The sequence below is a fragment of the Pantoea sp. ICBG 828 genome (assembly GCF_002928355.1).
Lineage (GTDB): Bacteria > Pseudomonadota > Gammaproteobacteria > Enterobacterales > Enterobacteriaceae > Pantoea > Pantoea dispersa.
In genome coordinates this window covers 49,915-64,715 of the sequence record NZ_POWN01000014.1, presented here as the reverse complement: position 1 = coordinate 64,715, position 14,801 = coordinate 49,915, and the positions used below count along the sequence as shown (strand labels likewise).

General features: G+C 61.9%; 12 protein-coding genes. 1 reads left to right on the top strand and 11 read right to left on the bottom strand.

Features of this window, described 5'->3' with window-relative positions; genetic code table 11:
- Window positions 1–386: 386 nt before the first annotated feature.
- The 4 genes from C1Y43_RS22560 to C1Y43_RS22545 form a co-directional block, all read right to left on the bottom strand.
- Entirely contained in the window at window positions 387–1,283 is an 897-nt protein-coding gene (locus C1Y43_RS22560; protein WP_031279766.1) for an alpha/beta hydrolase, read from the bottom strand.
- A 163-nt stretch (window positions 1,284–1,446) separates the two neighbouring features.
- A complete protein-coding gene (locus tag C1Y43_RS22555) occupies window positions 1,447–1,794 on the bottom strand; it encodes a hypothetical protein (RefSeq protein WP_021507870.1) in 348 nt (115 codons plus the stop codon).
- 26 nt (window positions 1,795–1,820) lie between these two features.
- A complete protein-coding gene (locus tag C1Y43_RS22550) occupies window positions 1,821–3,170 on the bottom strand; it encodes a sodium:proton antiporter (RefSeq protein WP_021507871.1) in 1,350 nt (449 codons plus the stop codon).
- A 53-nt stretch (window positions 3,171–3,223) separates the two neighbouring features.
- Entirely contained in the window at window positions 3,224–4,432 is a 1,209-nt protein-coding gene (locus tag C1Y43_RS22545) for an MFS transporter (protein ID WP_031279767.1), read from the bottom strand.
- Window positions 4,433–4,525: 93 nt separating this feature from the next.
- On the opposite strand from C1Y43_RS22545, the gene C1Y43_RS22540 reads away from it, so the two are divergent.
- A complete protein-coding gene (locus C1Y43_RS22540; protein WP_021507873.1) occupies window positions 4,526–5,455 on the top strand; it encodes a LysR family transcriptional regulator in 930 nt (309 codons plus the stop codon).
- A 183-nt stretch (window positions 5,456–5,638) separates the two neighbouring features.
- On the opposite strand, the gene C1Y43_RS22535 is transcribed toward C1Y43_RS22540, so the two are convergent.
- The 7 genes from C1Y43_RS22535 to C1Y43_RS22505 all read right to left on the bottom strand — a co-directional run bounded on the left by C1Y43_RS22535 (window position 5,639) and on the right by C1Y43_RS22505 (window position 14,691).
- Window positions 5,639–6,139, bottom strand: coding sequence for a TIGR00645 family protein (locus C1Y43_RS22535; protein ID WP_021507874.1), 501 nt, complete (start codon window positions 6,137–6,139; stop codon window positions 5,639–5,641).
- Window positions 6,140–6,193: 54 nt separating this feature from the next.
- On the bottom strand, window positions 6,194–8,869 hold the full coding sequence (kdpD, locus tag C1Y43_RS22530) for a two-component system sensor histidine kinase KdpD (RefSeq protein WP_104189768.1): 2,676 nt from the start codon (window positions 8,867–8,869) through the stop codon (window positions 6,194–6,196).
- Window positions 8,870–9,010: 141 nt separating this feature from the next.
- A complete protein-coding gene (gene kdpC / locus C1Y43_RS22525) occupies window positions 9,011–9,583 on the bottom strand; it encodes a potassium-transporting ATPase subunit KdpC (protein WP_021507876.1) in 573 nt (190 codons plus the stop codon).
- Between the two features lie 11 nt (window positions 9,584–9,594).
- On the bottom strand, window positions 9,595–11,643 hold the full coding sequence (kdpB, locus tag C1Y43_RS22520) for a potassium-transporting ATPase subunit KdpB (RefSeq protein ID WP_021507877.1): 2,049 nt from the start codon (window positions 11,641–11,643) through the stop codon (window positions 9,595–9,597).
- Between the two features lie 7 nt (window positions 11,644–11,650).
- Window positions 11,651–13,330 carry a potassium-transporting ATPase subunit KdpA gene (gene kdpA, locus C1Y43_RS22515; RefSeq protein ID WP_104189766.1) on the bottom strand — a complete coding sequence of 560 codons (1,680 nt, stop codon included), beginning with the start codon at window positions 13,328–13,330 and terminating at the stop codon, window positions 11,651–11,653.
- Window positions 13,330–13,419 carry a K(+)-transporting ATPase subunit F gene (gene kdpF, locus C1Y43_RS22510; protein WP_021507879.1) on the bottom strand — a complete coding sequence of 30 codons (90 nt, stop codon included), beginning with the start codon at window positions 13,417–13,419 and terminating at the stop codon, window positions 13,330–13,332. The genes kdpA and kdpF overlap by 1 nt, the downstream gene beginning before the upstream one ends.
- A gap of 108 nt (window positions 13,420–13,527) precedes the next feature.
- Window positions 13,528–14,691 (bottom strand): HD-GYP domain-containing protein, encoded by a 1,164-nt coding sequence (locus C1Y43_RS22505; RefSeq protein ID WP_021507880.1) that lies wholly within the window; start codon window positions 14,689–14,691, stop codon window positions 13,528–13,530.
- Between the last annotated feature and the right edge of the window lie 110 nt (window positions 14,692–14,801).

The following is a 14,801-nucleotide window of genomic DNA, read 5'->3' as shown; positions in this document are numbered from 1 at the left end:
TCTGACGTGACGGCACGGGCTGATTCAATCGCCATGCTCGCTGAGCGCACCGCATCGTAGCGGCGCGATTTATCGCGCTAATCCGACCGCTGCGCCGCTGTTTTTTGCGCAATAAATTGCGCCGCTACGGTTTGTGCGGAAGGTTATTGCAGCGCCGTTGCAAGCGCTCCTCGATTGGGACCGGTATTTTATTCTGACGTGACGGCACGGGCTGATTCAATCGCCATGCTCGCTGAGCGCACCGCATCGTAGCGGCGCGATTTATCGCGCTAATCCGACCGCTGCGCCGCTGTTTTTTGCGCAATAAATTGCGCCGCTACGGTTTGTGCGGAAGGTTATTGCAGCGCCGTTGCAAGCGCTCCTCGATTGATGTGCCAGTAAAGAACTTAACCCAGCTTATCCAGCCAGCGGACATACGCCTGGTCCCACAGCGCGGCGGGGGTGCCGGCTTTACCGAGGCCAAAGCCGTGGCCGCCGCTGCTCAGTTCGATTAGCTCAACCGGCACGCGCATCCGGCGGCAGGCGTCGCGCATCAGCTCAGTGTTGTGGGGGTTGGAGGTATGATCGTCCTCCGCCTGCGCCAGAAAGGTTGGCGGATAGGCACGGGTAACGTAATTTTGCACTGACCAGTTGGCTTCCTGGGTCGGCGTGGCGTCATTGCCCACGATCATCTGGTGAGTACGGGTGTGCTGATACGGCGCTTCAAGGGTGATAACCGGGTAAATCAGCCCGACGCTGTCTGCGGTTGGCCGGATGTCATCCAGCGAATCCTGCGGTGAATAGGTGACGAAGTCAGGCCGCGCTGCCGCCATGCCGAGCAGATGGCCGCCGGCCGAAAAGCCCAGCAGGTGCACCTTATTTTCCATCGCGCGCACCATGCGAATCGCGCGCTGCGCATCCTGCAGCGGCGCCAGTCTGCCGGCCTGCCACTTTTCACCCGGCAGACGGTAGCTCAGCACGTAGGCGGTATAGCCGTTGGCATTGAGCCAGCGCGCCACCGGCCAGGCTTCACGTCCCATGCCGATAAACCGGTAGCCGCCACCAGCCGCAACGATCACTGCTTCGCCGTTGGGATTCTCCGGACGAAAGCGCTGAATAGCGGGAGAAACGATATTGGTCCACGAACCGTTAGCGCTGACTTTCAGCAGGCCAGACGGACCGCCGCCGCCCGGTGGCTCGTCCGGCCAGAGCGGAATAATGTCATCCCGGGCAAACAGTTTGCCCGCCGTCATGGAGAGTACGGTTGCTCCGCTAGCCAACAGAAAACGACGCCGTGTAATCATCTTGCCCAGTAGCCGGTATGGAAAATGCGCCAGCCCGGAGGCGGCGTCTCATTATGTGATGCAGGTCCTGTTTCAATCTGGCGATAATGTACGCATTTCGTACAAAAAAGCCATAAAAAAACGCGCCAGAAAAGGCGCGTATTCACGAAGAGAAGGGGAAAAGTTAATCCTGCTGCTGGAATTGAGTCATCACCGTCTGCTCACACTGCTGCTGATCGTGACGCAGCTTCGCCCGCTCTTCTTCACCCAGCTCCAGCCATCCGTTGACCACTTCCTGCGCGGTTTCCTCGTTGAAGGAAGGCTTGTTCATGGCCGACGGTGACTGGCTGGCCGCCAGCTGTGACTTCATTTTCTCGGTGTAGCTCTGCATGTCACCGGTTTTCTGCTCCCCGCTAACAATGTGGCACAGCTGGCTGGCGTAGATATTCTCCTGCGCGTCGGCATCCGTATCATCCGCCAGCGCGCTGGCGGACAGCGACAGCCCTACCAGGGCGATAAGCAATGCTTTCATAATAAGCTCCCGTTATTTCCAGAAAATCACGTTTCATCTTGCTGCGTGCGTGCCGCCTGCCGGGCAGCACGCCAGTTCAGTAGCGGCGTCACCGTGATGCCGTGCAGCACAATGCTGCACACCACCAGCGTCAGCGCCATGTCCATCATCTGTTCCGCCTGCGGGCCCTGCAGGCCGTGCACCCAGGCATAAGCAATATAATTGATACTGCCGATGCCGCGAATCCCCAGCCAGCCAATCAGCATCCGCCGCATAAACGGCATTTCGCAGCGCCAGGTGGTCAGCCATACCGCCAGCGGTCGCACCACCACAAACAGCAGCAGCGCCAGTCCGATGCCGGTGAGATTCCAGTGATGCGCCAGCGTAATACCCAGCACCACCATCATCGCTGCCGCCAGCAGGCGTTCGATAGTATCACCAAACGACAGCGCATCGCCGACCACCAGGCCGACCGATTTTACCGGGCTGCCGCCCCCCTGCTTCAGGCGCTGGTTAGGATTGACCAGCACCTCTGCCGGCAGGTAGCGCTTCTCTTCCGGTAAATCTTCCAGTGGAAAGCGTTTAGTCACGCGCAGCTCGGCGCGGCGTAAGCCAACGCCTGCCGCAAAGGTGGCAAGGAAGCCAGACGCATCCACCGACTGCGCCGCCGCGTAGCTCAGGGCGATCAGTGCCAGCGCGAGGAAATCATTAGGGGCTACGTCGTGATGCGCGCTGCGCAGATGGGTCGCCAGCTGGCCGATCAGCCGGCCGAGCAGATAACCAATCGCCAGGCCGCCGCCAATCGCCCACACCACATCGCGCGCCGCCCAGCCGCCCAGCAACTCCAGACTGAAGGCGCCCGGATGCATCAGCAGCAGCGCCAGCATCAGCAGCGGCAGCGCTGAACCGTCGTTCATGCCGGCCTCGCTGGAGAGCGCCACGCGCAGAGCATCGTCATCGCGCGCATCGTTAACAGAGATCAGGCTGGCAAGCACCGGGTCGGTCGGGGCAACAATGGCACCAAACGCCAGCGACAGCGGCCAGCCAAAGCCGGTAATCCAGTGAATCAGGCAGGCCATGCCGCCGACGGTCAGCAGCATCGCCGGGAATGCCAGCCGCAGCCCGACGCGCCACGCGTGCGCGCTCATCGGCAGACGCAGTTTGAGCCCGGTGATAAACAGCGAGGCGGCCATGGTGATTTCGGTGATATGGGCGGCGAGCTCGGCGTGGCCGATAATGTCGATTTGCAGCAGATTAAGCATCCACGGGCCGCACAGAATGCCCGCGAACAGGTAGAGACCAAACGACGTCACCGGCCCCCGGTGAATCCAGCCGGAAGCCAGTGACATCAAAAGTAGCAGACCGCCAGTAAGGGCGGTCCAGGCCAGGAAGTTCATAACGCTCCGTTTTTAAATAACATTCTCCTTTAAGCCTGGCACAGGATCGTGAATTAGTTTTGCAGATGGCGACTGGCGAGGCGAATCAGCAGCGCAAGCACAGCGGCAGCCGTCGCAAGGCTGACCACGCCATTCCAGCCGAAATGGGCCAGCGCCAGGCTACCGAGCGCCGCGCCGGTCGCCATACCGATAAACACCACGGTGAACATCAGCGCATTGAGGCGGCTGCGCGCTTCCGGCGCCAGGCTGTAGACCAGCGTCTGATGCGCCACCAGCGTGGCCTGCACGCCAAGGTCAAAGCCGATGGTGCTGAGGATAATCAGGCCAAGCTGCGCCGGCACCGGCAGCACCGGCAGCAGGAACATCAGGGCAAACGACACCATCACCAGCGTGGCGCCATACTGAGTGACACGCGCCGGGCCGATGCGGTCGGCAAAACTGCCCGCCAGTGGCGCGGCCAGCGCCCCGGCGGCACCGGCCAGACCGAAGGCCCCTGCCACGGCGCTGTCGAGATGGAAGCGATCGCTCAGCATCAGCGCCAGGGTAGACCAGAAGGCGCTAAAACTTACCGATAGCAGGCCCTGCGCCAGCGCCGCGCGGCGCAGCGTCTGGTGATGCTGCCACAGATGCGCCAGCGACAGCAGCAGACGCGGATAGCTCACCGTGGTGCCCGGCGTAAAGCGTGGCAGCGCGCGCCACAGCGCCAGACTGCTCAGCAGCACCGCCGCCGCCGCCATCATGTACATGGTGCGCCAGCCCAGATACTCCGCCACCACGCCGCTCACCACGCGCGACAGCAGAATGCCGACCAGCAACCCGGTCATCACCGTGCCGACGGTTTTGCCACGGCTGCGCTCCGGTGCCAGCGCCGCCGACGCCGGCACAATGTCCTGCGCTACGGTAGCGGTTAATCCGGTAACAAAGCTGGCGATCAGCAACGCATTGATGCCGCCGGAAAAGCCGCACAGCAGCAGCGCGGCGACCAGCAGCAAGCCTTTAACCAGAATGATGGTGCGGCGATCGTGGCGGTCACCGAGCGGGGCCAGCAGCAGAATCCCCAGCGCGTAACCGGCCTGGGTCAGCATCGGTACCATACCAACGCTGCCGATGCCCACATTAAACTGCTTACTGATGATATCCAGCATCGGCTGGCTGTAGTAAATCGATGCCACGCTGAGACCGGCACCGGCCGCCAGCGTAAATACCAGCGGCGCCGGCAGCTTTTCAGCAGGCATGGCAGAAGATTGAGACATGGCAGACATAGTGGTTTTCCCCCGTGATGATGCGCTTATTAAAGCGCGTTGCGGCCATACGCGGTAGACTGCTATGACACAGAACTGTTATGCATGGTACGTATGAGCACACTCACCAGCGTTGACCGCATCGAACTGATGCAGACGTTTATCCGTATTGTTGAAAGCGGCTCGCTATCGGCGGCCGCGGCGCAGCTCGGCACCACCCAGCCCACCGTGAGTCGCCGTCTGCAGGCGCTGGAGCAGCGGCTCGGCCTGAAACTGATTTTACGCACCACCCATGCGCTGAAACTCACCGACGACGGAGAGCGCTGCTATGCCCAGGCGCGGCAGCTGGTGGCGACCTGGCACGCGCTGGAAGATGAGTTAACCGGCGCGAATGACGACCCGATCGGCACGCTGCGCGTGCGTGCGCCGCATGCGTTTGGTCAGGATCAGTTGATTGCGCCGCTGATGGATTATCTGCAGCGCTATCCGCGCCTGGCAGTGGAGTGGATGCTCAACGACCGCACGCCGGACTTTGTCAGTGAAAACGTTGACTGCGCCATTCAGGTCGGCGCGCCCACCGATCCGTCGGTGGTGGCGGTGCTGCTGGCGGAAGTGCCGCGCTTTGTCGTCGCGGCACCGGCGCTGCTGGCGGCTCATGCGCCGGTGAAAGAGGTTACCCAGCTGACGCAGCTGCCGTGGCTGGCGCTGACCAGTTTTTATCGTAATGAAATTGCGCTGCAGCGTCTCAGCGACGGCCAGCCAATCAACCTGGCGATTGCCCCGCGCCTCGCCAGCGATAGCCTGTACGCGGTGCGCAAAGCCGCGCTGGCGGGCATGGGCGCCGCGATTGTGTCGTCATGGGTGGTGCAGGAGGATTTAGCCAGCGGCGCGCTGGTGCAGCTGGTGCCCGACTGGCAGGCACCGCCGCTGCCGGTGTGGCTGACCTACCCGTGGGCCAGTTATTATCCGGCCCGCCTGCAGCATTTTTTCGCGATGATCAGGGACGTGATGCCGCAGCTGACCGGCACGCAGCCGGTGCGGTAATGGGCCAGGTCGCCATGAATGGCGACCCTACGGGGCACTGCGGTTTTTACAGGGTGCGCATTTATGCGCACCAGTTACAACTGGCCAGGTCGCCATGAATGGCGACCCTACGGGGCACTGCGGTTTTTTACAGGGTGCGCATTAATGCGCACCTGGTGCAATGGGTTAGCTCGTGCGCGAAGGTCACGATTTTTTTTCAACCTTCGACATATTATCCAGCCAGCCCATCACAAAGGCCGACAGCACGAAGGTCAGGTGGATGATCACGTACCACATCAGCTTTTCGTTGGCGACGTTACGCGCGTCCATAAAAATACGCAGCAGGTGAATCGATGAGATCGCCACAATCGAAGCTGCCACTTTGTTTTTCAGCGAGCCGGAATCCATCTTGCCGAGCCAGCTCAGCTTCTCTTTGCTTTCATCGATATCCAGCTTGGAGACAAAGTTCTCATAGCCGGACAGCATCACCATGACCAGCAGGCCACCAACCAGCGTCATGTCCACCAGCGACAGCAGCAGCAGAATCAGATCGTTTTCCGCGATGCTGAGAATGTTGGGCAGCAGGTGAAAAATTTCCTGAAAAAATTTAACCGTCAGCGCCAGCAGCCCCAGCGAAAGTCCAATGTAAACCGGTGCCAGCAGCCAGCGCGATGCATACATCAGGTTTTCGGTAAAACGTTCCATAAGTTCCCATTTATCAACAGACAAGCCAGCGAGTATAACCGAACTTATGTGAAGTTATTTCAGTGCTTCTTCCGAAATTTCAGGCGCGGCCGGCAGCGGCAGCGACAGGCGAAACACCGCCCCGCCCTGCGGCCGGTTTTCCGCCCAGATGCGACCGCGATGTGACTCAATAATGGTTTTGCTGATGGCCAGCCCCAGCCCGACGCCCGGCACGGCCGACTCCTTGTCGCCGCGGGCAAACTTGTCAAAAATGCGCGTCAGATTCTCCGGCGCAATGCCCGGTCCGTTATCCCAGACAGCGATCTCCAGCCGGGTTTTATCGCGCCAGGCGCGAATGCCGTGCTGCGCGGCATTGCCGGCATACTTCAGGCTGTTTTCGATCAGGTTAGTAAACACCCGCTCCAGCATCGCGCTGTCACCTTTTATCAGCACCAGCTCCGGCGGTAAATCCAGCGTAAAGTCGTGCCCTTTCAGCGACGGTCCCATGCTGCTTAGCGCGCCGCCAATCACCTCGTCCAGCGCCACCCACTCTTCGCGCAGGTTGAGCCCGCCGGACTGAATGCGCGCCATATCCAGCATGTTACTCACCAGCCGGATGGTGCTCAGCGTCTGTTCGCGGATCTGATTGGCCTGGCCAACATATTTCGACTGCTCGCTGGCGAGGTCCAGCATCAGCATCTCGGCCTGGCCAAACAGCACCGTCAGCGGCGTGCGCAGATCGTGGGACAGCGCCGACAGCAGCGCATTACGTAGCTGCTCGCGCTCGGCGGCCAGCCGTGACGCGGCTTCGCTGTGCGACAGCGCCATGCGTTCCAGCGCGTTGGCAATCAGCACCGTAAAGGTCTCCACCAGCCGCTGCTGTTCGGGAATCATCAGCTGGCGCAGGTTGTCCGGCTCAACCACCAGCAGGCCGCGGCAGTGCGCCCCGCTTTTCAGCGGCAGAATCTGGTACGGCACCGCCGGTAACGTATCGGTGCCGGCACCGGCCGGTTGCCCTTTGCTGTAGCTCCATTTGGCGATGCCGAGGTCGGGCGGCGTCCCGATGGTGCTTTCACCCGCCGACTGCAGCTCACCCTGTTCGTCGGGCAGCAGCAGCTGGCTGCGCGCCTGCAGCGTCACCTCAATGACGCGCTGGCTGGTGGCAGCGATATCCTGCGGCGTCAGCGCGCTGCCAAGCGATTTCGCCATCTCATACAGATGGCGCGCGCGCTGTTCACGGTAGCGCGCCACCCGCGCCTGATAGCGCACGCCGGCGGTGAGATTGCCGACAATCACCCCGACCGCCAGCATCACCGCAAAGGTCACCAGATATTGCAGATCCGATACCGCCACCGTGCCGGTGGGGGCCACAAACACCAGGTCGAAGGCCAGAATATTGATTACCGTGGCGAACACCGACGGCCAGCGGCCAAAGCGCAGCGCCACCAGCACCACCGCCAGCAGATAGATCATCACCGCGTTGGCGGTATCAAACTCCACCAGCCACCAGCGGCCAATCAGCGTCACCAGCACGCAGAGCGCGATCGCCATCAGACACCCGCGCAGGTGCAGCCGCCATTTCTCGCCGCTGGCACGCTGGCCGCTCAGGGCCGCTGGCACATCGCGCACCGGCTCATCCAGCGCCACCACCAGCAGGTCAAGCTCCGGCCCCAGCTCGCCGAGACGCTGGGCAAAGCTGTCGCGTCGCCAGCGCCGCTGCGGCTGGCGGCCGGTGACGATTTTGCCGAGATTGTGCTCGCGCGCATAGCGCAGCACCGCGCGCGCCTCGTCCGGATCGGACAGCGTGGCGGTCTCCGCGCCCAGCTCCTGCGCCAGCTGCAGCGTGCGCAGAATGGCGCGCCTCTGCGCTTCCGGCAGTCGGTTGAGGCGCGGCGTTTCCACATACACCGCATGCCACTCGCTGCCGAGACGGGCAGCAAGACGGGCGGCGGTGCGTACCAGCTTTTCACTGCCGGTGTCGTCACCGATGCACAGCAGAATCGCGTCGCGCGTGTGCCACACTTTGTCGCGCCCCTGCTGATCGCGCCAGGCGCGCATCTGATCGTCTACCCGGTCGGCCGTGCGGCGCAGCGCCAGTTCACGCAGCGCGAACAGGTTGCCTTTGCGGAAGAAATTTTCGATGGCGCGCTCGGCGCGGTCGCCGACGTACACTTTGCCCTCTTTCAGCCGCTGACGCAGATCGTCCGGCGGCAGATCCACCAGCACCACTTCGTCGGCGCTGTCGAAAAAGGGATCGGGTACGGTTTCGCGCACCTGAATGCCGGTGACGCCGCCCACCACGTCATTCAGGCTCTCCAGATGCTGCACGTTGACGGTGGTAATCACGTCGATACCGGCATCCAGCAGTTCTTCAATGTCCTGCCAGCGCTTGGGATGGCGCGAGCCCTGTACGTTGGTGTGCGCCAGTTCATCCATCAGGATCACCGCCGGATGGCGCGCCAGCGCGGCGTCGAGGTCGAATTCCGCATGGCGCGACCGACCAGTGGCGCGCCGCGCCAGCACCGCCAGTCCCTCCAGCAGCGCGGCGGTCTCTTCACGGCCGTGAGTTTCGACCACGCCAGCCAGCACGTCCAGCCCCTGCGCACGCAGGCGCTGCGCCTCCTGCAGCATGGCGTAGGTTTTCCCTACGCCCGCGCAGGCGCCGAAGTAGATTTTCAGTTTACCGCGATGGCTGTCGCTGTGATTGAGCAGCAGGGCATCGGGATCGGGGCGCGGTAATTCGTCGTGTATGTCGTTCAAATATTGAGTTCCGTACGAACAATGAAACGGTCGCCATAAATGGCGTTACGCTGTGGTGCGGGCATCGAAACGGTCGCCATGAATGGCGACCCTACGTTTGTAGGGCGCGCATTCATGCGCACCGAATTCACCTCATCCCTGCAAATCATCCAGCGCCATATTCAGCCGCAGCACGTTCACCGTTTCTTCGCCGATAAACGGCAGCAGCGGGCGCTCGGTGTTGCGCGCAATCAGCGCCTCGACGTCTTTCAGCGTCATGTTGCGCGCTGCCGCGACGCGCGGTGCCTGCCACAGCGCGGCTTCAGGGGAGATGTCCGGATCCAGGCCGCTGCCTGAAGCGGTTACCAGCTCCACCGGCACCGCTGCCGGCGCCTGCGGATTGGCTGCGCGCAGCGCAGCGACCCGCTCCGCCACCGCTTTATCCAGCGCCGGATTACTGGCGGCAAGGTTGCTGCCGCCTGATGCCTGCGCGTTGTACGGCACGTCGCTGGTGGCCGATGGACGGCCCCAGAAGTGGCCCGGCTGGCTGAACGCCTGACCGATCTGCTCTGAGCCGCGCACCGCGCCGTCGCGCTCAATCAGCGAACCGTTGGCCTGCGACGGAAACCACCACTGCGCCAGGCCGGTGGTCAGCAGCGGATAGACCGCGCCGGTCAGCAGGGTAAGCAGCACTAACAATACTATAGCCGGACGTAACTGACTCATTTCTCTTCTCCTTACACCAGGCCCGACAGCGTCAGCAGCAGGTCGATCGCTTTAATGCCAATAAACGGCACCACTAAACCGCCTACGCCATAAATCCACAGATTGCGGCGCAGCAGCGCCGCCGCGCTCATCGGCCGATAGCTCACGCCTTTCAGCGCCAGCGGAATCAAAAACACAATCACCAGCGCGTTGAAGATCACCGCCGACAAAATCGCCGAGGCCGGTGAATGCAGCGCCATCACGTTCAGCATATTGAGCTGCGGATAGGTCACGGCAAACGCCGCCGGGATGATGGCGAAGTATTTCGCCACATCGTTGGCGATACTGAAGGTGGTAAGCGAGCCGCGCGTCATCAGCATCTGTTTGCCGATGTGCACCACTTCCAGCAGTTTGGTCGGGTTGGAGTCAAGATCGACCATGTTGCCCGCCTCTTTCGCCGCCTGGGTACCGGAGTTCATCGCCACCGCCACGTCGGCCTGCGCCAGCGCGGGCGCATCGTTGGTGCCGTCGCCGGTCATCGCCACCAGGCGCCCTTCCGCCTGATACTGGCGAATCAGCGCCAGCTTGGCTTCCGGCGTCGCTTCCGACAGGAAGTCATCGACACCGGCTTCCGCCGCAATCGCCGCGGCGGTTAACGGGTTATCACCGGTGATCATCACCGTTTTGATGCCCATCTTGCGCAGCTCGGCGAAACGCTCCTTGATGCCGCCTTTAACGATGTCCTTCAACGCCACCACGCCCAGCACCTGCGCGCCTTCGGCCACCACCAGCGGCGTACCGCCGGCGCGCGCCACCTCTTCCACCCGGGCATTAACCTCAGCCGGGAAGCTGCCGTGGCTGGCTTCGATATGACGACGTACCGCGTCGACCGCGCCTTTGCGGATCAGGCGATCCTGCACGTTGACGCCGCTCATGCGCGTCTGCGCAGAGAACGGGATAAAGCTGGCGCCCATGCTGCTGAGATCGCGTTCGCGCAGGTTAAATTTCTGCTTCGCCAACACCACGATGCTGCGCCCTTCCGGCGTCTCATCGGCCAGCGATGCCAGCTGCGCCGCGTCGGCCAGCTGCTGCTCGCTGACGCCCGGCGCGGGCAGGAACTGCGTCGCCTGGCGGTTACCGAGCGTGATGGTGCCGGTTTTGTCCAGCATCAGCACATCCACATCACCGGCGGCCTCCACGGCGCGCCCGCTGGTGGCAATCACGTTGGCTCCCAGCATGCGGCTCATGCCCGCCACGCCAATCGCCGACAGCAGTCCGCCGATGGTGGTGGGAATCAGGCACACCAGCAGCGCCACCAGCACCGTCACGCTAACCGGCGTGCCGCCCCAGGCGGAAAACGGCCACAGCGTGGCGGTCGCCAGCAGGAACACGATGGTCAGCGACACCAGCAGGATGGTCAGGGCGATTTCGTTGGGCGTTTTGCGGCGTTTGGCGCCTTCCACCATGGCGATCATGCGGTCGAGGAAAGTTTCGCCCGGATTGACGCTGCACTGAATCACCAGCCAGTCCGACAGGATGCGCGTCCCGCCGGTCACCGAGGCAAAATCCCCGCCGGATTCACGAATCACCGGTGCCGATTCGCCGGTGATGGCGCTCTCATCGACCGATGCGCCGCCCTCCAGCACTTCACCGTCGCACGGGATGATGTCCCCTGCTTCCACCAGCACCACATCGCCTTTGCGCAGCGTATCGGCCGCCACCGGCCGCCACTGCGCACCATGAAACGGTTCCGCCAGTTTCTTCGCATCACTGTGCTTGTTCACCCCTTTCAGACTGTTGGCCTGTGCCTTGCTGCGCCCTTCCGCCAGCGCTTCGGCGAAGTTAGCGAACAGCACGGTAAACCACAGCCAGATGGCGACCGCCGCGGTAAAGCCGGCGCTGCCGTTCAGCTGACCCGCCGCCATACCGATGGCCAGCAGCGAGGTGAGCACGCTGCCGATCCACACCAGAAACATCACCGGGTTGCGAAACTGTACGCGCGGATCGAGTTTTTTCACCGCATCCAGCATCGCGGTGCGCGTCAGCGCCGCATCAAACAGCGCCAGTTGTTGACGACTCATGATTCCGTTATCCCTGAATAAGTTGCAGATGTTCCGCCACCGGGCCAAGCGCCAGCGCGGGAACGAAGGTCAGCGCACCCACCAGCAGCACGGTGCCCACCAGCAGTGCGATAAACAGCGGGCCGTGAGTCGGCAGCGTGCCGTTGCCGACCGGCTGAATTTTCTTCGCCGCCAGCGAACCGGCAATGGCCAGCACCGGAATGATGATGCCGAAGCGGCCGACCAGCATGCAGAAGCCCAGCAGCAGGTTCCAGAACGGGGTGTTGGCGCTGAGACCGGCGAAGGCGCTGCCGTTGTTGTTGGCCGCCGACGACACCGCATACAGCACCTCGCTGAAGCCGTGAATGCCAGGGTTGGCCATACCGGCGCGTCCAGCTTCGGTCATCATCGCCAGCGCAGTACCCAGCAGCACCAGCGTCGGCGTCACCAGAATCGCCAGCGCGGTCATTTTCATCTCCCACACATCGATCTTTTTGCCCATGTACTCCGGCGTACGGCCAATCATCAGACCGGCGATAAACACCCCGAGCAGCACAAACAGCAGCATGCCGTACAAGCCGGCACCGACGCCGCCGAACACCACTTCGCCCAGCTGCATCAGCCACATCGGCACCATGCCGCCCAGCGCAGTGAAGGAGTCATGCATGGCGTTTACCGCGCCGCACGACGCCGCGGTGGTGATCACCGCAAACAGGCTGGAGTTGAGAATGCCGAAGCGTGTCTCCTTGCCTTCCATGTTGATCGCGCTATCGGCCCCCAGGGTCAGAAAGTGCGGATTGCCGCGCAGCTCAGCCCACATCACCGCGACCACCGCCAGCACAAACATGATGCTCATCGCCCACAGCAGCATATGGCCCTGACGGCGATCGCCCAGTTGCTGACCAAAGGCAAAACACAGCGCGGCCGGGATCAGGAAGATGCTCAGCATCTGCACAAAGTTGGTCAGTGCCGTAGGGTTTTCGAACGGATGCGCCGAGTTGGCGTTGAAGAAACCGCCGCCGTTGGTGCCGAGCATTTTGATCGCTTCCTGCGAGGCTACCGGCCCGAGCGGCAGCGTTTGCTGCGCGCCTTCCAGCGTGGTGAAGGCATGATAGGGTTCAAAGTTCTGAATGCTGCCCTGGCTGACAAAAAACAGCGCCATCAGCAGGCTAATCGGCAGCAGCACGTAGACGGTGATGCGCATCAGGTCGCGCCAGGCGTTGCCGAGCGTTTCCAGCGAACGGTTGGCAAAACCGCGCATCAGCGCAAACGCCACCGCAATACCGGTTGCCGCCGAAAGGAAGTTTTGCACCGTTAAGCCCGCCATCTGGCTGAAGTAACTCAGCGTGCTCTCGCCCGCGTACGCCTGCCAGTTGGTGTTGGTGACAAAACTGATCGCCGTATTGAGCGCCAGATCCCAGCTCAGGCCAGGCAGATGCTGAGGATTGAGCGGCAGCGCGCCCTGCCCCATCAGCATCGCCAGCAGCAGCACAAAGCCGAGCGCGTTAAACAGCAGGATGGCCAGCAGATAGTGCGGCCAGCGCATCGCCGCGCCGTCAACGCCGGCCAGACGCCACAGCACGCGTTCGCTGCGCGTTAGCAGGGGTTTATCCGCCACCATCAGCGCCAGCAAGCGGCCCAGCGGCTGCGCCAGCACCATCAGCACCAGCAGATAGCACGCAATCAGTAAAAACGCATACGCCGCCATCAGAATGCCTCCGCATTAAGCAGGGCATAAATCAGGTAGCCCAGTAATAAAAATACCAGCACGATGCCGGCTATCACGCCCACACTCACAGCAACCTCCAGAGGATTTGGTAGTGCAGCAAGCATGCGCGGCGCGGCATAAAGAAGGGGTAAAAAGGCGCAGAGCGGGCGTAAAGAAAGTATAAAAACGCGGGCAGATCAGGCGCTTTCCAGCGCCCAGATGCGGTTCAGGTCAACGTTGTGCCACAAGCCGCTGTCCTCAGCGCCGGTGATGGTATCGGTGCAGAAGCTGTCGCCGAGGTCCAGCGCTTCCGGTTTGACCTCGCGCTGCGAATGCAGCGACCAGAACACATGCACTTTGGGCTTCAGCAGCGATTTTTCCCCGGCCTGCACCACCAGCGCCACGCGCCCGGAAGCCAGCCGTACCAGCGAGCCCACCGGATAAATACCGATGGTGCGCACAAACGCGTGCAGCAGCGCACTGTCAAAGTGGCCGCGCCAGCTCAGCATATTGTGCATCGCCTCAGCCGGCGTCCAGCCTTTGCGATACGGGCGATCGGAGGTCACCGCGTCGTAGACGTCACACACCGCCGCCATGCGTGCGTAGAGCGAGATCTCTTCGCCCTGCAGCCGATGCGGATAGCCGCTGCCATCGAATTTTTCATGGTGATGCAGCGCAATATCCAGCAAATCTTCATCCGCATGTGCTTCCATCAGCATTTGCGCACCGACGATTGGATGCTGGCGCATAATCGTAAACTCTTCGTCGGTGAGCTTATCCGGCTTGTTGAGGATGGTCAGCGGCACCGCGGCTTTACCGACGTCATGCAGCAATCCGCCCATGCCCACGCGACGCAACTGCTGCTCATCCAGCCCCATTTTCTTGCCCAGCGAAATCATCAGACCGCACACCGCCATAGAGTGCAGGTAAGTGTAATCATCATGATTTTTCAGCCGCGCCACGCTGAGCAGCGCGGTTGGCTCGCGGGTAATCGATCCGGCAATTTCATCGACCAGCTCAAGGGTAAAGGCAAGATCGAGGCCCTGCCCCATGCGCGCTTCGTTGAACATCGCCAGCACCTGCGGCTTGCCCTGGTTGAAGATGCACTGCGCCTGATCCATCTCGCGGAAAAACGGCGTCTGCGGAATGTCTTTTTTCGGCTGCGGCGTGGCAGGCGCGCGCACCGACCGCTCGGGATCGATCCATACCTGCTGGATCCCCTCGTTACGGATCAGGGCGATCTGACGCTTATCGGTGATCAGCATCTGGTTGCGAATGCGTTTGTCCTTGATCCACCAGACCTCAAGCTTGTGGATAAACATGCCTGGCCGCAGCTCGTCAACGGTAATCAGCTTTATCACGATATCGCTCCTTAATATCAGTGGATGGTAAGGAGTGATATCGGCAGCTGAGCAAAAAATCTTCAGGGCGGCGTGACTGGTCGGGTCAGGCAGGAACGTTTATGCATAGC

What these genes read in the sequence shown, in the direction of transcription:
- C1Y43_RS22560 (WP_031279766.1), bottom strand. Translation starts at nt 1,283, where the DNA reads ATGATTACACGGCGTCGTTTTCTGTTGGCTAGCGGAGCAACCGTACTC.
- C1Y43_RS22555 (WP_021507870.1), bottom strand. Translation starts at nt 1,794, where the DNA reads ATGAAAGCATTGCTTATCGCCCTGGTAGGGCTGTCGCTGTCCGCCAGC.
- C1Y43_RS22550 (WP_021507871.1), bottom strand. Translation starts at nt 3,170, where the DNA reads ATGAACTTCCTGGCCTGGACCGCCCTTACTGGCGGTCTGCTACTTTTG.
- C1Y43_RS22545 (WP_031279767.1), bottom strand. Translation starts at nt 4,432, where the DNA reads ATGTCTGCCATGTCTCAATCTTCTGCCATGCCTGCTGAAAAGCTGCCG.
- C1Y43_RS22540 (WP_021507873.1), top strand. Translation starts at nt 4,526, where the DNA reads ATGAGCACACTCACCAGCGTTGACCGCATCGAACTGATGCAGACGTTT.
- C1Y43_RS22535 (WP_021507874.1), bottom strand. Translation starts at nt 6,139, where the DNA reads ATGGAACGTTTTACCGAAAACCTGATGTATGCATCGCGCTGGCTGCTG.
- kdpC (WP_021507876.1), bottom strand. Translation starts at nt 9,583, where the DNA reads ATGAGTCAGTTACGTCCGGCTATAGTATTGTTAGTGCTGCTTACCCTG.
- kdpB (WP_021507877.1), bottom strand. Translation starts at nt 11,643, where the DNA reads ATGAGTCGTCAACAACTGGCGCTGTTTGATGCGGCGCTGACGCGCACC.
- kdpA (WP_104189766.1), bottom strand. Translation starts at nt 13,330, where the DNA reads ATGGCGGCGTATGCGTTTTTACTGATTGCGTGCTATCTGCTGGTGCTG.